An 18,551-nucleotide genomic window follows, 5' to 3' on the forward strand; every position below is an offset into this window, starting at 1 on the left:
GGGTTCCCCTGAGTTTGAGTTTTCCAATTTCAAATCCATCTGTGAATGTAATGTACTGGCGACACGCTGATAGTGACCAACCACTTTGTTTATACTCTACGGATAGCCTAGTTTGGATTCGTCTAAATCTGGGGAATCCTTTCTTTCCTGGTATCTTCTTTTTGCAATTACTAAAGAACCTTGATATCGCTGACCATGTTCTTTCTGCCATTGCCTGTCTTGCCGTTGAGTTAAGTTTTTCTACCCACGGAAATTCAGGATTGTCAGCCAGAACCTTGGTATATTTATTCAAGTCGTAACCAGTTTTTGCATGACCATCTATCCAGTAGCGTAAGCAAGAATTTCTAACAAAAAGAGCAGTCCTTAAGGCTTCATTTACCTTAAGTGACTGCTCTTTTGTTGTTTCTGCTTTTGCTTCGTAAACTATCATTCTTTTGTCTGGTTACTGTTAATTAGAGTATCATTGTTTTGTCAAAAACTCAACTACCCTGCTAGAATCATTTCGTGTCACAAAATATCTTCTAACAGGGTGTTTCGTTTTTAACCGCTATTCATGAGGCAGTGCGGTCTTGGGGGTTTCCCCCATGAGCAACTGCCGTCTCCCGCTAAATGCTGGTGCATTGTAACGGGAGTCTTCTAGCTTGATTAGATAAAAATGTAACAAAAACTACAAAAATCTACCTTTTTAAGAAAACCGAGATAAGCTAGGCATATTAGGCATATACATATCCGGTGCGCGAAGATACCGCGATTAGGAGAAAAATTTTATGGTTGCAACACCTCTGCGACCGCTGGAAGCTGCTACTCCAGCGCATATTTGCCCGTTTGATCAAGCTTGTAGTTACTTGGATGCGGCAGGTAAAGAATTAAAGCTAGATTCCGGTGTATTGGAAATTCTCAGTCATCCCCGCAAAGTGGTAACGGTTTCCATTCCTGTGAAACTAGATAATGGGGAAGTTCAGGTTTTGGCTGGTCATCGGGTACAGCATTCTGATATCTTAGGCCCCTATAAAGGAGGAATCCGTTACCATCCGGCTGTGTCATTGCGGGAAGTATCAGCTTTGGCCATGCTGATGACTTGGAAGTGTGCCTTATTAGGTATACCTTACGGCGGTGCTAAGGGAGGCATAGCCATAGACCCGAAAAGTTATAGTATCGGCGAACTAGAAAGAATTACCCGCCGCTATACCAGTGAATTAATTAAAGACATTGGCCCTTCCGTAGATATTCCCGCACCAGACATGGGTACTTCTGCCCGTGAAATGGCTTGGATGATGGATACTTATTCTGTCAACGTTGGTCATGCTGTCCCCGGAGTTGTCACAGGTAAACCGATTTCTGTTGGTGGTTCTCTAGGACGAGAAATGGCCACCGGACGAGGTGTCATGATTGTTGTCCGTGAAGCACTGAAAAATCAAGGTAAATCTGTAGAGGGAACGCGAGTAGTTATTCAGGGTTTCGGCAATGTAGGAGGTGCAGCCGCCCAATTGTTATATGAATTAGGGGCTAAAATTATCGCTGTCTCCACAGGTGCAGGAGGTATTTTTGCTGAAGATGGTATTGATATTCCCGCATTGAAAGCCTACGCTGCGACAAATCGTAAAAGTGTTGTGGGTTTTCCCCAAGCAGAACCTATTAGTAATGCAGACTTACTAACTTTGCCTTGTGATGTCTTGATACCAGCAGCTTTGGAAAATCAAATCACTAAGGATAACGTGAGTCAAGTACAGGCGCAAATTATCGCAGAAGCAGCTAATGGGCCTATTACTTTAGAAGCTAATCAATACCTCGAATCGCATGGCGTGACAGTATTACCAGACATCTTGGCTAATGCTGGCGGTGTTGTCGTTAGTTATTTGGAATGGGTGCAGGGTCTTTCTTATCTATTTTGGGATGAAGAACGTGTCAATCGGGAAATGGAACATTTAATGGTGCAGGCTTATCACAAGGTGATTGAGCAATCGCAGATCAGACAAATTCCTCTACGATTAGCAGCCTATACTCTGGGTGTAGGTAGAGTTGCTCAGGCTTTAGCTGATAGAGGTCTTTATCCGTAATTATTAATCATTGGGCATTGGGCAAACTACGTCCCCTTGTTCCCTACTTCCTATGTTTTAGAAAGCACATTCGTATTAGTGTTGGTTGTCTTTGATGTTATAACAGCATTGACAACCAGACACCATATTACTATGTCGCAACAGAAAAAAAGCCCAATGGGTGTGGATGCGCGAATATTCCTCTTTCAGTAATTATGCTGTTTTTAGGATTTGGTGGGTGGTGGTTTAGTCAGAAAAGTAGTCGAGATATTCGCGATCGCTCGCCGCTGGGTTGTTCCTGGTGTGGATAGAACTTACTCTGATATTGAACATTATGTTCTGGATGTAGAGATTCCCGAAGTTGCTAATTTTTTTAAATCTACTCAGGTTGCTTTTTAAAAGAAATTTCACACCAAAATCAAAAAATTAACGCGCCCATTGCTTTAAGATGTAATCATAAAAAGCATTTTTATCTACTTTATCCATCGCATAAACTTTCCGTTCCCCAGCGACTACCTTAGTCCGTCCCTGACTAATGCCAGTAGTAATAATTTCTGTTTCCCATTCGCGTAGTTGATAAAATTCTGGATGTCCTAAGTATGCAGTTGCCAAGACATCCCAGAAATAATAATCTTGGGGAATCACTAGGGCATAACATTGTCCGGCTAAATCAGAGACGGGGTAGTGGCGTTGTTTTCCCATTTTTTGCACTAACTCTGATGTCACTGGCACATTGTTAGTTAAATCCAAAGGACACATAATAATTTTAATTTGGGTTTGCCAAACTCGCGCTGCGGAAATTGCATCCCAATAAACGTTCCATTCGGCGGAACCGTCTTGTCCGGCTTCTAAACTCTTTTCCACATTACCAGGGACATTCAACGCCCCTCCCATCCAGACAATTTTTTCTATCTTTGCTTCAATATCTGGTGCTTGATCTAGGGCTATTGCTACCGTTGTTAATGGCCCTGTCACCATCAGTGTGACTGGTTGTGGTGCTGCGCGTAAAACTTTTATCATGAAATCTTGACCTGATTCTGCTACCAAAGGTGTGTTAATCGTTTCCCTTTGATTGAGAATTGGTAGATGGTCAACAATAAATGAATCACGACGATAAAGACGGGGAAAAGGATTAATTCCGCGCACAGTGCTTTCTGCCACCGGGATGTGAGAAAATCCCATCAAATCGATAATTTTACGTGTAGCATTGACGGCTGGTTGAATGTAGCAGTCGGCTGGGGTGACGACGACACCAAGAAGTTCTATATGATCCATCGTCAACAGCAGCATAGTTGCTAAATAATCATCTACACCGCCATCATGATCCATGAATACAAGTTGTTTTGACATATTCAGTAAATCGCAAAGTTTTTTTTCAAAAGAGCAAACGCTAAGATTTTGTAATCAAAGATACATTTTTTGCTTAACTATTAATACCTCTTCTTTTACCCCTCCTAATCGCTGGCATTATAAAGGGAATATCCAATGCTTGTAGCCATCTGATAACAGGAACACTAAAAAACTCTCTATCTAAATAGAGGGTTTTTATTTCACTTTTAAGGGTATTTAGCTCGGATAATAAGTAAGTTATAATCGCCACATTTGTATCAAGCCAACGTACTCCTCTAACTGCAAGCGTTATCCGTTTACCTTTTGTTAATTCATATAAAGTAGCGTAGGCGTAAAATGAACAGGTTCCTGATTTTGCTTGACTTCTATTATTGATATTAATTTAAACGGGGTAAAGACAAGATACGCGCAAAATTTATCACGATGTAAAGTTTTGTAAGAGGGATTTTTTAAAATTAGTCAGTTTTATGAAAAACTTAAAATCCATCTTGCTACATTCAGATAAATCAAAACTCCTAACACATCAACAGCAGTGGTAATAAACGGAGCCGACATTAAAGCGGGATCTAAGCCTAAAGAGCGAAACAGAAATGGTAAGGCGGAACCGGATACTGAGGCTAAGATGCATATAGAAAAAAGACTAATACCAACAGCGATCGCCACTAACCAATTTCCTTGTAAGGAGAATGCCCACACAACTACTACAATACCTAACATTGTTCCTAACAAGATGCCTGCGATCGCTTCTCGTTTCACGATGCCTAAAGCCTCTTTAGGACGGACTTCTTCTGTATTTAAGCCTCTAATCACGACGGTTGAAGACTGCGCTCCCACATTTCCGCCTGTATCAATCAACAAGGGTATAAAGGCAGTTAAAGCAACTACTTTTTCTAAAATATCCTCTTGATTAGTAATCACCGCAGCCGTAGCACTATTAGTAACCAATAAAATCAGCAACCACACGACACGCTTACGGGCAACGGTAAATAAGTTAGTTTGAAAATAATTATCTCCACCAGATTCAAGCCCACCCAAAGTATAGATGTCTTCAGTGGTTTCTTGCTCTAAAATATCAAGGACATCATCCACTGTGACAATGCCCACTAGACGTTGTTCTGTATCTACCACAGGAATTGCCACAAAATCGTAGTGCTGAATTGTCCGAGCAACTTCTTCTTGGTCAGTACCAGTATTCACAAATACCACTTCACAGGTCATGATGCTACCAATAGTTTGGTTTGGTTGAGCCACAATTAAATCGCGGAGCGATAAAATTCCAGTTAAGCGACTAGCATCATCAGTAACATACATGTAGTAGATAGTTTCTCTCAAGTTAGCCAGGGAACGAATCTGTTCTAGTGCTTGTGCTACCGTGACATTTTCTTTGAGCGACAAATACTCAGGAGTCATAATTCGCCCAGCCGTATTAGGTGTGTAGCCTAAAAGCAGGGCAGTTGCATCCCGTTCCGCAGGACTGAGTTGTTGTAATAGTCGCCGGACAACTTTGGCGGGTAGTTCATCAAACAGGCGAGCGCGATCATCAGGTGACATGCGATCAACGATATCTTGCACATCCTGACGCTTAAAATCTTCAAGTAGTGTCTGTTGCACACTTGGATTGAGGTATTCAAAGACTTCAATTGCTTCTTCTTTAGACAGCAACCGAAAAGCGATCGCTTGCATAGCCTCTGGCAAACCTTCAATTGCTTCGGCAATATCCGCAAACTGGACAGGAACTAACAAAGCTTTAGCACCTTGAAAGTTTTCCTGTTCTAGTAGTACTTGCAACTGTTCTCGTACTAACTCTTGTAGTTCTTGTCGAGATCTGCTTTGCATGGCTGATTTCAAGTAATATTTTCTCAGGCAATTTGCTGAGTCAGTATAAATAACAAATATGATTGTCAGATGACAAGCTAGGCTTTTTAGTATAACCTGAGTTCGGGTTAAAGATAAGAAGGTAAAAGCCACTATTAGGAGAATTAACAAATGGATGAATTTATGGAAGCTGCGATCGCCCAAGCAAAACAAGGTAGAAAAGAAGGTGGCATTCCCATCGGTTCTATTCTTGTCAAGGATGGCAAAATCATCGGGAAAGGACACAACAAGCGTGTACAAGACGATGATCCTGTCACCCACGCCGAAATAGATTGTCTCCGCAACGCTGGGAGAGTTGGTAGCTATAGAGGTACAACCTTATATTCAACCTTAATGCCGTGCTATTTGTGCGCTGGAGCAGTAGTGCAATTTGGCATTAAAAAAGTCATCGCCGGCGAATCGAGAACTTTTCCCGGTGCTAAAGAATTTATGGTATCCCACGGAGTGGAAGTAATTGATCTAAATCTGGATGAATGCGAACAAATGATGAGTGAATTTATTGAAACTAATCCCGAACTTTGGAATGAAGATATTGGTAAGTAATAATTATTACAAAGGCATAGAAAACAAGAAAATTTCTCAAGAGTGCCAAATACCAAAATCCCCAACTTCTTTAAAAAGTCGGGGATCTGCATCATCAGTATATGATTGTTATTTATTTAACGCGAGTCGCTCTATTTACACTACCAACTTCCATATCCCTGACTTTTTTACTGCGCCAGAGTAAACGCATGGGTGTGCCTTTAAATCCTAATTGTTGGCGGAATTGCCTTTCAATGTAGCGGCGGTAGTTATCATTGAAGCGTTTGGCTTCGTTGACGAATAGGGCGATGGTTGGTGGTTGGATACCTACTTGAGTACCATAATAAATTTTGCCCTGACGACCACCCCGCGACGCTGGCGGTGAATGCCAACTCACTGCGTCTGTGAGGACTTCGTTGACTACAGATGTGCTGACACGGCGTTTATGTGACTCAGCAGCTTGATTCACCAATTCTAAAATCTTTTCTACCCGTTTACCGGTGGAGGCACTGACAAAGATGGTTTCTGCCCATTCGGTAAAGTGTAACCGGGATTCTAAAGTTTTTTCGTAGTCGTAGATGGTGTAAGAGTCTTTCTCAACAGCATCCCATTTATTGACGACGATAATACAAGCTCGACCTTCATCGATAATCCGCCCGGCTAATTTTTGGTCTTGGTCGGTAACGCCGTCTAGGGCATCTATAACCAATAACACTACATCGGCGCGGCGAATAGCTTTGAAGGCACGGTTAATGCTAAAAAATTCTGTACCGTAATCTATTTGTTTCTTTCTACGAATACCGGCGGTGTCAATTAAGCGGTAAATTTGCTTATTGCGTTCTATGACGGTATCAATGGCATCACGGGTGGTGCCAGAAATTGGGCTGACAATTGCCCGCTCTTCGCCAACGAAAGCATTTAAGAGACTGGATTTACCGACATTGGGGCGGCCGACAATGGCAACTTTAATTTCGTTAGTTTCCGGTATTTCTGTGACAATGGGGATGTGATTAATTAACTCGTCGAGTAGTTCACCAGTACCACTGCCATGAATGGCGGAGATGGGGAAAGGTTCACCTAATCCCAATACCCAAAATTCAGAAGATTGAATTGCACCTTGTTCGGGAGATTCACATTTATTCACCGCCAGTAAGACGGGAACAGGCTGTTGGCGTAACCATGTGGCAATTTCTTGATCAGCCGCATTAGGGCCTGTTTGACCATCGACAACAAAAATAGCAGCGCTGGCTTCTTTGAGTGCCGTTAAGGCCTGTTGGCGAATCAGGGGCAAAAATTCGGTATCGTCGTCAAATACTAAGCCACCTGTATCGACCACGAGAAATTCCCGATCGCACCAGTAAGCTGGCATGTAAGTGCGATCGCGCGTTACACCCGGTTCATCGTGGACAATCGCCGTTTGTTCCCCGGCGAGGCGATTAACCAGGGTTGATTTGCCCACATTCGGGCGTCCGATAATAGCAACAATTGGCAGTCCCATAAAACCAGGGTGAGTGAGAGACACAGTATATCATGTCTCTCTATTTTAGCGACTTTAATTCTTTATTTAATTTTTCCGATCCCATACTGATTCACTGCCAAATTTAAAGAAATAGCATAACGGAGAACCTGGCAGTCACGTCGAAGGAGTTTGTGCCTTGATCAATCGTAAGTGGCTAAAAAAAGCCAGTCGTTTAGCTTTTCGATGTTGCAGATGGTGCTTGCTGTTAGGCTGTTGCACTTTATTATACGCCAAGTTGATTGAACCCAATTGGATTGAGATCAATTCTTTGCAATTAACTTTACCTCATCTGGCTGCGGAATTTAATGGTTATCGCATTGTCCAAATTAGCGATATTCACCGAGATAAATGGATGAATCCCCAGCGATTACGGCGTGTTGTGCGTTTAGTCAATCAGCAATCACCAGATTTGGTAGCAATTACAGGTGATTTAATGACTCGTGATTCGCCGCAGTTAATTCTTTCCTTGGGTTCTACTTTGAGTGGATTAGCCCCTAAAGATGCCACTGTAGCAACGTTAGGTAATCACGACCATGAAAACAACGTGCAGGCGCTTGTCCGGGTTCTAGAACAAAATGGGATAGTCCACTTATGTAATGAAGTTTACACCTTAAAACGTGGAAAAGCGCTGTTAAATATTGCAGGTGTAGATGATGTGGGTATGGGTAAAGCCCGTTTAGATTTGGTATTAAAGCAGTTACCTCAACAAGGTGCAGCGGTATTATTGGCACATGAACCGGATTTTGCTAACACTAGTGCGACTACGGGGCGATTTGATTTGCAATTATCAGGACATTCTCACGGTGGCCAGGTGCGTTTACCTGTTTTGAAACCGCCGATTTTGCCCCCTTGGGGTAAAAAGTATTATTTAGGAAGTTATCAGGTGGGTAATATGCAGTTGTACACTAACCGTGGTTTAGGTATGACAGGAATGCATATACGGTTATTTGCTAGACCTGAAATTACGGTATTTACTTTGGTAGCGCCTGCTTTGTAGTAGTTATACTGGGTGACTAAAGCCCTGGCGGGCGTAGCTGCGCTTACCACGAGCGTTTTTGCAGGAAATATGGCGAATGGTGAGGGGCTTTAGTGTTTTTTTGAGGACTAAAGTCCTCACTACAAGCTTTTATTGTTTCTAGGTAAAGTTATGAGTACTGACAAAACACCAGATGTAGGCGGAGGAATACCTGTAATTAAGTATTGGGCAGAAAAGACCATATCTGCAAATGGTGTCCAGGTTTGGCAGAAATTATGGCATAAAAGTGCTTGTCTTTCTTGCGCCTGGGGGACTGGTGGACAAAAAGGGGGTTTTGTCAATGAAGATGGTGAAGTGTTACAACGCTGTGCTAAGAGTGTAGAAGCGATCGCCTCGGAATTACAAGACGCGACTTATTTTGAACAGCAGTATACTCTGGCAAAGTTGCAGGAATTAAGTTCTCAGTCGGCAAATAATTTAGGTAGGTTGAGTCATCCTGTGATTTTACGGGCTGGTGGTTCCCGTTATGAACGGATTTCTTGGGATGACGTGTATCAAATTGCTGAGACAGCATTGAAAAAACCACCAGAAAAAATCGCTTCTTATAGTTCTGGCAGATCATCGAACGAAGCGGCATTTTTGTTACAGTTGATGATGCGATCGCTTGATTCTAATAACTTAGCTGATTGTTCGGATTTGTGTCATGCAGCTTCGACGGTGGGATTAAAGCAGATGTTTGGTTCTGGGACTTCGATGGTGAGTTTAGAAAGTCTCAAACAAGCCGACTGTGTAGTATTAATAGGTTCTAACGCCCCAGCCAATCATCCCCGGTTAATGAACGAATTGATTAAGTTACGGGAACGGGGCGGGAAGGTAATAGTTGTCAACCCGACTGTAGAAGTTGGTTTAGTCAGATTTGCTTCCCCAGCGTATCCTATGAAATCCATGCTGGCTGGTGGTTCGGAAATTTCTTCGCTATATCTGCAAACAATTCCCGGTAGTGATGTGGCTTTATTTGTGGGTATGCAAAAAGCGTTAATTGAGGAAAATTTAATTAAACCAGATTTTCTGCGATCACATACCGAAAACTGGGAAGCAATTATTCAACACGCCCAAACTACTTCTTGGGAAGTCATCACTGCAACTTGCGGGATTTCCCTAGAAGAAATTCACGCCGCCGCCAGGATAATTGGGACATCTACAGGTGTGGTGTTTGCTTGGGCAATGGGAGTCACTCAGCAAGCAAATGGTGTGGATAATATTCATAGTATTGCCAATACTGCTCTGTTGACGGGAAATGTTGGCAAACCCGGTGCAGGAACTATGCCAATTCGCGGACACTCCAACGTCCAAGGATTTGGTTCGATGGGTGTTACCATCAACTTGAAACAAGAAATTCAGCAAGCTTTAGAAAAACTGCTGCAACGTCCTTTAAGTCGCACTCCAGGCTATGATACCAGGGCTTTAATTACGGCTGCGGATCAGGGAAAAGTAGACACGTTGATTTGTTTGGGGGGAAATCTATATGCAGCTAACCCTGATTTAAACCAAGCAAAACGCGCTTTAGGACAAATTGATACTATTTTTTACATTGCTACTAAACCCAATCTCGGACATTTTCACGGTTTAGCCAAGCAAAATACAATTATTCTGCCTGTATTTACTCGTTTTGAAAATCCTCACAAAACTACCACAGAATCGGGGAATAATTTTGTGCGGTTGAATGATGGAGGAAAAACTCATTTACAAGATGCTGAGTTGATTTCTGAAGTTGAATTAATTGTAGAATTTGCCCATCGAGTTTTAGGTGATTCTCCGATAAATTGGCGAAAGTTGCAAGATACAAAGTATGTGCGGGAATTGATTAGTCAGACAATTCCTGGTTATGAAAAGATTGCCAATATTGATAATACTGGGGAAGAATTTACGATTGCTGGCAGAATTTTTGATGAACCGAAATTTGCTACACCTACAGGTAAAGCGAAGATGTTTGTTACTGCTTTACCAAATTTAAATTTACCCGATAAAACATATTTTGGTATCAATGAAGATACACCAGGTATTGTTTTAATTTTAGGTACAGCTAGAAGTTATTCACAACATAATACAGTTGTGTATAAAGATGGAGATTATTATCGAGGAATGCCGCATCGTCATTGTCTTTTAATGAATCATCAAGATGTAGAAAAAGCTAATTTTCGAGAACATCAACGGGTAACAGTTCAAGGCGATGCAGGTAAGTTAGAAAATATAGAAATTATTTGCGGAGATATTCGTGCTGGTGCGGCGATGATGTTTTATCCCGAAGTTAATGTAATTTTTCACGCCAATATTGACCCGCATTCTGGTACGCCTGCTTATAAAAGAGTACCAGTTTTTGTTTATTCAGAGTGATTGGTAGTATGTACAGGTGTACACACTATAATTGAGATGGCTTACCAATGGAATAGGGATAAGGCAAAAGCTAATATTCGCAAGCATGGTATTGAGTTTGCTGATGCAGTATCTGTTTTCTCAGATGATCTGGCAATTACCATTCCAGACGAACGGTTTGTCACAATCGGTATTGATGCATTTGGTAGGGTTTTAGTGATTGTCTACACCCTACGGAACGATGAGATACGGCTGATTTCTGCCCGCAAAGCAACTCGGCACGAACAACAGCAATATGAAGAGGGATAATTATGGAAGCAGAATATGATTTTAGTCAAGGTAAACGAGGGGCCATCGACCCAACACTACCTGGAAAAACTCGCATTACAATTCGGTTAGATGACGAAATTCTAACGTGGTTTCGTGAGCAAGTTAATTTAGCAGGTGGAGGAAACTACCAAACTTTAATTAATGCAGCCTTGCTAGAGTATATTCAGCAAAGTCGTGAGCCTTTGGAGGAAATATTACGCAGAGTCGTTCGCGAAGAACTCGAGCGGATTGAGCAGTAATAATTAAGTAGGTTATGCTGAAGAATAGTAAAACATTAATGTACCAAGATTTATAGGTAATCGCCATAGAAATAAAGTGCAACGAAATAGGGGTATCAGGCAGAGAAATTTGGCATTTCGGATTAATTTCATAACACCAAATCACAAAATATAAGGATAAAAAATGCTGCTCAGAGATACATAAAAGTATATAAAAGCATATGCGTGATGAACAAAAACTTCTTCTCATTGGCGGCTCATCCCATGTTGGCAAATCAACACTTGCTCAGTCTCTAGCATCTCATTTTAGATGGAATGACTGTTCCACAGACAAATTAGCTCGTCATCCTGGACGTCCTTGGCAAATAAAATCAAAGGATATCCCTCAACACGTAGCTGAACATTATCAATTACTGTCAGCCGATGAACTAATTGAGGACGTTTTTCATCATTACAAAAAAAATGTCTGGCCGCTTATTGAAAATATTGTTACTTCTCATACCACCGATGCGTCATCTAAAAAAATGGTAATGGAAGGTTCAGCTTTATTGCCTGAGTTGGTGATTACTCTCAACTTTGACAACATTTCTAGCATTTGGCTGACGGCTTGCAACGATTTTTTAAGGCGAAGAATTTATACTGCAAGTCAATATGAAACAAAATCCCCATACGAAAAAATGTTGATCGACAAGTTCTGGGAACGGAACTGCTTATACAATCAGCGAATAATTGATGACATCAATCAACTTGGATTATTAAGCTTAAATGTAGAAAATGTATCCAATACCGATGAATTGATGAGCTTGTGTTTATCAACTTTAAGTTATTATTAGAATCTATATTTGTTCTAAAAATGGGCAAGAAAAAATCTCTCAATCCAAAACGACTTACAAAAAAGCAGGTTCAAGAATTAGTAGAATCTGAGGGTAAGCTGCATCAAGAATTTACAAAGTGTTTTGAGGAGACTTATAGTAATGGATACAAAAATCAACCTTTAGTTTATGAGCTATCAAATGATAGATTTTTATTTGTTTTTGATCCCCAAGAAATCTCAATTCCTGGCAAAGGTGATATTTATTCCAAAGAATATTTCTTACGCATGATTCAATGGACACAGAAAGTAAGAGAAGACTATGCTAATGGTCGTGGTAATTCTGTAGCTCATTGGCGATATTATTCAAAACATAAAGTGCAGCTTGTTAATCATATTGATGAATTAATCAATGAATTGACAATATGTTTAGATATTGCTAACGATCAGCTAGACTTTTCTTACAAAAGTTTAGATATTTTATCTAGTAAAGCTGAAGATTATGAACTGGAAAAAATTCCAGCTGAGTTGTATGACAATTTAGTCGCATATGTGGGAGAGGTTATGCGGCGTAGAGTAAAAGGTAATTGGGTTGTTAGAGAAGATTATCCAGGTTGTGAATATCCTTTAATTGGTGTTAATCAGGGTATGTTAATGCCTATTAATGTTGTCTGGCAAGAGTTAGCTGGGCTTGAACCAATGAATTTACGCAAAGAAGCTGCTAATGAAGTACGACGCTTTTCACTCAGGTATAGGTAGATATGCGGCGTAACAACTATGGACTCAGTGACGCAAAAAGAAAATTTAGGTAATTCTAATGAACAATAATAAGTTGTTTAGCAAGTTTGCCCCTAGATATCGCTAATTTTGTCTACAAGTCAGCAGCAATTACTCATTAAAAGAAAGCTTCTACATTGTGGCGGTAGGCAATTAAAGCGTGATTACCCTGCTCCTCTTTCACTGATAAAAAGATAGTATCAGATAATTCTAGTGAAACAATAATCTTAATTTCAATGTTGGTGTTGTAACCTGCTAAATCTGACAAGCGTCTTCCATGTCCGCCCTCACCTTGTACTTGACTAATGGTATAACCGCTGACATCGTGGTTTTTTAATAATTTAACAATCCGGTCTTTGAGTACTGTTTCACAAATGATAGTGATGAGGACAGCAGATTCTACAGGAAAGGATAAGTCTGTCATAGATAACTCCAAAAAAGTAAGTTTTGATTAATCTAAATATCAAAAAGGCTCAAGCATTTTTGCCTGAGCCACTGCAAAATAAAATGAATTTACTAGATCAATAAATTAGCTCAAATAGCTCAATTTATTAAGCTTAGTAGCGGTTGCGTGAGCCGCCGTATCCACCGCGGTTACCACCACCACCGCCACCACCAAAGGAACCTCTTTCTTCTCTGGGTTTAGCCTTATTGACTTTAAGATCACGACCCATCCACTCTGCACCATTTAGGGCATCAATGGCAGCTGTTTCTTCATCATCTGTACCCATTTCTACGAAACCAAAGCCGCGTAAACGTCCTGTTTCACGGTCGGTAGGTAGCTGAACGCGCTTAACAGAACCATATTCTGCAAACACAGCATTAAGTGTCTCTTCTGTAACGTCGTAAGAAAGATTGCCTACGTAAACTGACATAGATTGTCTCCGAAATTGTAAATATGTAGAGATTTAGATTTCGGAGAAAAATTTGTAAATACCAAAAACGCAAAAGCTGTCAATACTAAAAACAAATGCTGTTAACCGATCTAACTCTCACTACCCATCATTGCATAGCAAATAACTTTTAGGGAGGAAATGGCAAAAGTGTTATATAAAGTCATATAAACAATTGCAACTAGCTCGGTATACTGAAGAATTAATTTTGACTACCTAAATGTATTTACTTATTTTAATGAGCGAAATATGACTCTTCCCGGAGACTCTTGTTGATTAATTCTTGTATACACCCGCAGACAAGTTAAAACTTCTCCAGGAATCCCGCCGCAGTCTAGTTGGAGGTCGTCTTTGGATAAAGGGCAGATATCGGCATAAATTCCTGACAATTGACGAATCCGTATGTCATGTCCTGCACTAATGGCTTTTTGTGCCATTTTTTTCAAGATGCGCCGTGATTCTTGTTGCAACTTACCCCACCAAGAATAGCGTTCAGCTGGGGGGACAAATATTAATGAGTGTATGGCTTCATCTATGTCAATGCCAGCTCGTAGGGTTAATAATAGGTCAAGATTTTCCTCAGCTTTTTGGATGCGGTGCAGGCGATCGCTTAAGGTATCTATATATTGAGTGCGCTGTTCTGGTTTGGATTGTAAGTTGATCACATCGAAGCTAAACACGCTTTTTAAGGCATGATGTAATTCTGGGTCTATGTCTATCAGTGTGAGTAATAAGTGGACAAATCCGGCGAATAAGTACACTTCTTGAGAGCCTGCATTGGGGTCGATGCCACAATTAAATAGGGCTTTTTCTGATAAGCACAAGCCTTTGGCTTTGACTGTACCATTTAATCCGGGGTAGATAATTTCATCACGACTAAAAGGCAGTTTAACTAAATGCACATTATCTGCTGTAGCCCCAATTTCTTGGGCTAAGTCTAATACTTTTTGTCGCCAATTTATTGCCAAATTTTCTGGTACGCGGAGCAATTTTCGGTGAATTTCGTTCCATAATTCGCCGTCTGTTTGGCTTTGTAATGGCGAATTTCCTAAATATAAGTTGAGTTCGGTGTCAGCATTAAAAGCATCGCGCAGATGTATAAGTTTTAGTTCACTAGGTAGGGTGATTGTTTCGGGAATATCATCGGGTTTTGGTTGCAGTAAGTTATGAATTTCTTGCAGTAGTTCGTCGCATATTTCGGCCCCTGGATCTAGTGGTAGTTCTGTACGTGCCTGGTTTAAGGTAGCCTCTAGTCCGTGTAGACTAAATTTGAGTAGTTTGGCTAGTTCTGAGTTTTCTATTGCTAGTAGTTGGTGTAAATGCTGCATGAAGATTAAGAATTAACTAACCGCAAAAGGGGCAAAGGTAAGAGTGTGGGAGAGGATTTTTGAGTGAGTTAGTCAAATTGTTTACAGAGAAATTCCCCCACTCCCGTCTTAATGTATGCCGCAAAAGGGATCGCGTTCTTTATCTACTTCGTTGGGTTGCAGTTCTAGTTCGGCGCGATAAACGCATCCTTCTTGTTTGAGACATTCTTGACTGGTTGATGTCCAGTAGGGAACTTCGCCGGCGTGCATTCGTAAAATGCCTCGGTTATCGAGAGTGACGCAATATTGGCAAGGATAATCTGTGGTGATGTCGGGTTTGCTTAAAGCGCCAATGCGTATCCATTTTTTGGTGTTGGTTGTACTATCTGTTTGATAAATATAAAAGGTGTGTTGACTGGTATGGGGAAAGGGAGGTAAGGAGTTACTAACTAAACCATATTCTGGATGGGCGGCGCCATCATGGACATAATGAAATTCTCGCAGCAATTGATTATTATCTTTGTCGATTTCAAAGACTAGGTGATAGGCATTTGGTTGATCAACTGTGGCTGACTCAATGACGTTGACGGCAATATCACCATCATTTAAGTTTTGTTTGGGGCCTTCTACGGCTATATTCCATTTCAAGTTACCATCGGCAAATAGGGTTGATGTTTCGGAGGCTGCGGCTAAGGCTGCGCCGACATCGATTCCGGGAACGTCAATTAAATAATGGGGTGTTCCTTGACATAGCAAGACGCTAAATTGTAGGGTTTGGTCGATTTCAAATTGGACTTTGATTTTTTTGAGAAACTCGGCTTCTTGCATTCCTAGTTTCTGCATCAGGTTTTTGCCGTCGAAGCTACCCCACAGTCTTAAGTCTCCGTCTTCGTAGTCTTGACGGTAAATTATGTTGGTTAATTGTATCCCTTGCCATTCGGTACGCACTTTGGCGGCTGTTTCGCTGGGAGCGATTTGATAAAGTTCTTGTCCGGCTTTGAATATGGGTAAGAGTTCGTTACTTTGGGTTTTGCGTTTGAAGTTGCAGGGCAAATAATAAAATAGGTTTTTAACGTCTATTTCCAGTTGATTTGCACCTTTTCTGAGTAATTCTTTGGATTCTTCGGGGTCGAATCTGAGTCTTCGCAGTTTTTCGGCGTAGCAAGCACCGGCGGAGGTGGCTAGTTTGGTAAATTCTAAAACAAAGGTAATACGTTCGGGGTTCCAAACAAAATACGGTGAGTTACTAAATTCTTGATAAATATGGCGTTGTACTAAATCAAGATTACAAGTTTTACCAGAAAGAATTAACCAATCAACTTTATGGGTGTTCCAAGTATCTGTATCTTGGGCGCTGAGGCGACTTTCCATGAGTCCTTTAGCAATGCCAATTCCTTCTTTGATGGCGGAAGATGCCGCACGTTCAAATTGCTGGCTATCTAAGGTGACACTGATACTATCTGGATCTCTAACTTGGAATTTAATCACACTTTGATGCAGTAATTCTAAAATTTGCTGTTCGGAAACTGTAAAGGTTAACAGTGAATTATCTGCTGGTGGTTTTTGTCCTAGTTGCAGTTTGGCAGCTTCGGCATAATCCCATAATGTATAAAAGGTTTGTAGTCTTTGGGGTGCTTGTTGCCAGCGGGTAGGTAATACTTTTTCGGCTGTATCTAGGGCATCTTTATAAGCAGCGTCACCTTCAGGATTTTCTCTATCTAAACATTTTAATAAGCTGCCATTTTTAAATTTGCCTTGTTCGAGGAAACGTTCGTTTAATTCGGCACTAATTAAATCTTCTAACTTTTCACAATCCAGGTCACCGTTAGTTACTGCTGTGAGCAGAAAATCGGCGATCGCTACTTTCAATAATCTGAAGATTCTCAAGGTGATTAATTCACCACCCAACTGTAAATGTCCCGATGAACCTAATAGTTTTGGGGTGAGTTTATAGTAACGTCCACCTAATCCTCTATCTTCATGTTCAGCAAAAATCGGGGTTTTATCTTCTAAAGTTAATTCTATTAACGCTAAGTCAGTAGTTCCGCCGCCGATATCCAAAACTAAAACGTTTTGTGACCATTTATTCCCTACTTGGCGACAACGAGTTTTAAATGACTCAATGCCAATATTCAGATTACCGCCAAATTCTCGCCAGAGAAAGAATATGGCTACCGAGACGGCTTCATCGTAGGCGGTTTGGACATCATCAATACCCAACTGTTCAACTAATTGTCTCACTTCCTTCCGCACTACGGGAGGGGCGACGGTGGGATAAGTTACCACGGCTGTGAGAAATTCGCCCTCAGAAAATTTACGTCTGGCGCGTTGGCGGTAGTCTTCTGTTAACTCGATGAGATGGGCCCAGGCTGCTTGAATCAGTTCACTAACATGAATTGACTCTTCCTCACCATCTATCATTACTGGAAAAGACCGATCCTGCCCAAAATAGCGCTTGGGTGAGTGGTGGAATCTGCTGATAATTTCCTTTAATGAACTACTTGTACCTTGGGCGATCGCTTTTTTTCTGTTATCTCTAGCTTCTCTTCCCATGCGTAAGCGTAAATCGGGTAAGCTAGCCACTTCCAACTCACTGGGAATTTCTGTATCCCGGCGGTCAATATCTAAGACTACAGGAATTAAATTTTGCGATTCTAAGGTAGGAACACGGAAAACTTCATGATATATCTGATAAAGTTTTTTACTAACCGCCCGGCGGAATTTATCACTATTTCCTAAACATAATTCGATTTGGCGAATGGCTTCCAAAAATCCTGCCTTTTGGTCACTCGCAAAAATTTCACACAAGCGACTCGGTTCAATTTCCAAGTTTTTACTAATATCAGCAATAAACTTTTCCCATTCATAGGGATTGACATCAGGTAACGCTTCCTCAACAGGAGAACTCAACCATTGTGACAGGCGATCGCGCAATCTAATTTCTTGTTCTTTTGGTAAAATTTCGGCAATTGGCACTTCAATGGGGTCAAACAATGTCACTGTAGAATTGGATGTCCCAAAATCTAAAGCGAACCATCCAGGAAATCGTTTTTGCTGTTTTTTAATTGCTTGTTGCAGAACATAATTACTGAGTTGAAAATCGGCGCTAACAGCATCTACATCGATAATTTTTTCATCATAAACTAGAGGTGACCACAAATAGCAGGAAGCTTCGCTTTGCCGAGGTTCAGATAGCAGCGGATCGCCTAAAGGATCAGAATCGAAATACTCAACAGTTACTTCTAGAGTACAATTAATTGGTTCTGTTAAAGGGGTTTCTAATTTACAAGGATATTGTTCTAATTGCCCAATTTGAGAAATTTTTGGAGTTACTGAATCAAATGGTTTATACGCTTTTTTAATTTGCATAGCTAAGTCATCTGGTGTACCAGTGACAATGCAATTAATTCTGGCTATGTGAGGCACATTATCACCAGCAGCAACAAGTTGAATAGTGGGTAGTTCCAAATATTCACTTTCGTTAATACGTATCTGGAAGTTGGGCGGGAGTCGAATTTCTACAGGCATGGTTTTTCTTTTGTTGGGAAGTGGTTTATTAAAAAT

At 40.9% G+C, this 18,551-nt stretch carries 15 protein-coding genes and 2 pseudogenes; 9 read left to right on the forward strand and 8 right to left on the reverse strand.

The window, feature by feature from the left end; all coding sequences use genetic code 11:
• A pseudogene (locus ACM0OT_RS16650) lies at positions 1 to 430 on the reverse strand (RNA-guided endonuclease TnpB family protein); the annotation flags it as partial.
• 337 nt (positions 431 to 767) lie between these two features.
• Between ACM0OT_RS16650 and ACM0OT_RS16655 the strand changes: the two are divergent.
• The gene (locus tag ACM0OT_RS16655; RefSeq protein WP_414565532.1) at positions 768 to 2,057 is read left to right on the forward strand and encodes a Glu/Leu/Phe/Val family dehydrogenase; all 1,290 of its coding nucleotides are present in this window, start codon (positions 768 to 770) and stop codon (positions 2,055 to 2,057) included.
• Positions 2,058 to 2,309: 252 nt separating this feature from the next.
• Positions 2,310 to 2,432: pseudogene (locus ACM0OT_RS16660) on the forward strand (glycoside hydrolase family 10 protein); the annotation flags it as partial.
• A gap of 30 nt (positions 2,433 to 2,462) precedes the next feature.
• On the opposite strand, the gene ACM0OT_RS16665 reads toward ACM0OT_RS16660, so the two are convergent.
• Positions 2,463 to 3,386 (reverse strand): nucleoside hydrolase, encoded by a 924-nt coding sequence (locus ACM0OT_RS16665; RefSeq protein WP_414565534.1) that lies wholly within the window; start codon positions 3,384 to 3,386, stop codon positions 2,463 to 2,465.
• Positions 3,387 to 3,851: 465 nt separating this feature from the next.
• On the reverse strand, positions 3,852 to 5,222 hold the full coding sequence (gene mgtE, locus ACM0OT_RS16670; protein WP_414565536.1) for a magnesium transporter: 1,371 nt from the start codon (positions 5,220 to 5,222) through the stop codon (positions 3,852 to 3,854).
• Positions 5,223 to 5,372: 150 nt separating this feature from the next.
• On the opposite strand from mgtE, the gene ACM0OT_RS16675 reads away from it, so the two are divergent.
• The gene (locus ACM0OT_RS16675) at positions 5,373 to 5,804 is read left to right on the forward strand and encodes a nucleoside deaminase (protein WP_414565538.1); all 432 of its coding nucleotides are present in this window, start codon (positions 5,373 to 5,375) and stop codon (positions 5,802 to 5,804) included.
• A gap of 112 nt (positions 5,805 to 5,916) precedes the next feature.
• Here the strand turns inward: ACM0OT_RS16675 and der are convergent, their stop codons facing one another.
• Entirely contained in the window at positions 5,917 to 7,281 is a 1,365-nt protein-coding gene (gene der, locus ACM0OT_RS16680; RefSeq protein WP_414565644.1) for a ribosome biogenesis GTPase Der, read from the reverse strand.
• A gap of 157 nt (positions 7,282 to 7,438) precedes the next feature.
• Between der and ACM0OT_RS16685 the strand changes: the two genes are divergently transcribed.
• The 6 genes from ACM0OT_RS16685 (at position 7,439) to ACM0OT_RS16710 (ending at position 12,769) form a co-directional block, all read left to right on the forward strand.
• Positions 7,439 to 8,299 (forward strand): metallophosphoesterase, encoded by an 861-nt coding sequence (locus ACM0OT_RS16685; protein WP_414565540.1) that lies wholly within the window; start codon positions 7,439 to 7,441, stop codon positions 8,297 to 8,299.
• A 150-nt stretch (positions 8,300 to 8,449) separates the two neighbouring features.
• Positions 8,450 to 10,672 (forward strand): FdhF/YdeP family oxidoreductase, encoded by a 2,223-nt coding sequence (locus ACM0OT_RS16690; RefSeq protein WP_414565542.1) that lies wholly within the window; start codon positions 8,450 to 8,452, stop codon positions 10,670 to 10,672.
• 36 nt (positions 10,673 to 10,708) lie between these two features.
• Positions 10,709 to 10,960, forward strand: a complete 252-nt coding sequence (locus ACM0OT_RS16695) for a BrnT family toxin (protein ID WP_414565543.1) — start codon at positions 10,709 to 10,711, stop codon at positions 10,958 to 10,960.
• Positions 10,961 to 10,962: 2 nt separating this feature from the next.
• Positions 10,963 to 11,220 carry a BrnA antitoxin family protein gene (locus ACM0OT_RS16700; protein ID WP_414565544.1) on the forward strand — a complete coding sequence of 86 codons (258 nt, stop codon included), beginning with the start codon at positions 10,963 to 10,965 and terminating at the stop codon, positions 11,218 to 11,220.
• A 200-nt stretch (positions 11,221 to 11,420) separates the two neighbouring features.
• Positions 11,421 to 12,032 carry a 2-phosphoglycerate kinase gene (locus ACM0OT_RS16705; RefSeq protein ID WP_414565545.1) on the forward strand — a complete coding sequence of 204 codons (612 nt, stop codon included), beginning with the start codon at positions 11,421 to 11,423 and terminating at the stop codon, positions 12,030 to 12,032.
• On the forward strand, positions 12,005 to 12,769 hold the full coding sequence (locus ACM0OT_RS16710) for a hypothetical protein (RefSeq protein ID WP_414565546.1): 765 nt from the start codon (positions 12,005 to 12,007) through the stop codon (positions 12,767 to 12,769). Before ACM0OT_RS16705 ends, ACM0OT_RS16710 begins: the two co-directional genes overlap by 28 nt.
• Before the next feature lie 136 nt (positions 12,770 to 12,905).
• Here the strand turns inward: ACM0OT_RS16710 and ACM0OT_RS16715 are convergent, their stop codons facing one another.
• From ACM0OT_RS16715 to ACM0OT_RS16730, 4 genes are all read right to left on the reverse strand, one after another.
• Entirely contained in the window at positions 12,906 to 13,211 is a 306-nt protein-coding gene (locus ACM0OT_RS16715) for a P-II family nitrogen regulator (RefSeq protein WP_414565547.1), read from the reverse strand.
• Positions 13,212 to 13,344: 133 nt separating this feature from the next.
• Positions 13,345 to 13,662, reverse strand: a complete 318-nt coding sequence (locus ACM0OT_RS16720; RefSeq protein ID WP_414565548.1) for an RNA recognition motif domain-containing protein — start codon at positions 13,660 to 13,662, stop codon at positions 13,345 to 13,347.
• A 248-nt stretch (positions 13,663 to 13,910) separates the two neighbouring features.
• Positions 13,911 to 15,008 carry a hypothetical protein gene (locus tag ACM0OT_RS16725; protein ID WP_414565549.1) on the reverse strand — a complete coding sequence of 366 codons (1,098 nt, stop codon included), beginning with the start codon at positions 15,006 to 15,008 and terminating at the stop codon, positions 13,911 to 13,913.
• Between the two features lie 108 nt (positions 15,009 to 15,116).
• On the reverse strand, positions 15,117 to 18,515 hold the full coding sequence (locus ACM0OT_RS16730; protein ID WP_414565550.1) for a molecular chaperone: 3,399 nt from the start codon (positions 18,513 to 18,515) through the stop codon (positions 15,117 to 15,119).
• Positions 18,516 to 18,551 lie beyond the last annotated feature (36 nt).

The organism is Anabaena sp. CCY 9613 (assembly GCF_963920895.1).
Lineage (GTDB): Bacteria > Cyanobacteriota > Cyanobacteriia > Cyanobacteriales > Nostocaceae > Cyanocohniella.

What these genes read in the sequence shown, in the direction of transcription:
- ACM0OT_RS16655 (WP_414565532.1), top strand. Translation starts at nt 768, where the DNA reads ATGGTTGCAACACCTCTGCGACCGCTGGAAGCTGCTACTCCAGCGCAT.
- ACM0OT_RS16665 (WP_414565534.1), bottom strand. Translation starts at nt 3,386, where the DNA reads ATGTCAAAACAACTTGTATTCATGGATCATGATGGCGGTGTAGATGAT.
- mgtE (WP_414565536.1), bottom strand. Translation starts at nt 5,222, where the DNA reads ATGCAAAGCAGATCTCGACAAGAACTACAAGAGTTAGTACGAGAACAG.
- ACM0OT_RS16675 (WP_414565538.1), top strand. Translation starts at nt 5,373, where the DNA reads ATGGATGAATTTATGGAAGCTGCGATCGCCCAAGCAAAACAAGGTAGA.
- der (WP_414565644.1), bottom strand. Translation starts at nt 7,281, where the DNA reads ATGGGACTGCCAATTGTTGCTATTATCGGACGCCCGAATGTGGGCAAA.
- ACM0OT_RS16690 (WP_414565542.1), top strand. Translation starts at nt 8,450, where the DNA reads ATGAGTACTGACAAAACACCAGATGTAGGCGGAGGAATACCTGTAATT.
- ACM0OT_RS16695 (WP_414565543.1), top strand. Translation starts at nt 10,709, where the DNA reads ATGGCTTACCAATGGAATAGGGATAAGGCAAAAGCTAATATTCGCAAG.
- ACM0OT_RS16700 (WP_414565544.1), top strand. Translation starts at nt 10,963, where the DNA reads ATGGAAGCAGAATATGATTTTAGTCAAGGTAAACGAGGGGCCATCGAC.
- ACM0OT_RS16705 (WP_414565545.1), top strand. Translation starts at nt 11,421, where the DNA reads ATGCGTGATGAACAAAAACTTCTTCTCATTGGCGGCTCATCCCATGTT.
- ACM0OT_RS16715 (WP_414565547.1), bottom strand. Translation starts at nt 13,211, where the DNA reads ATGACAGACTTATCCTTTCCTGTAGAATCTGCTGTCCTCATCACTATC.
- ACM0OT_RS16720 (WP_414565548.1), bottom strand. Translation starts at nt 13,662, where the DNA reads ATGTCAGTTTACGTAGGCAATCTTTCTTACGACGTTACAGAAGAGACA.
- ACM0OT_RS16725 (WP_414565549.1), bottom strand. Translation starts at nt 15,008, where the DNA reads ATGCAGCATTTACACCAACTACTAGCAATAGAAAACTCAGAACTAGCC.
- ACM0OT_RS16730 (WP_414565550.1), bottom strand. Translation starts at nt 18,515, where the DNA reads ATGCCTGTAGAAATTCGACTCCCGCCCAACTTCCAGATACGTATTAAC.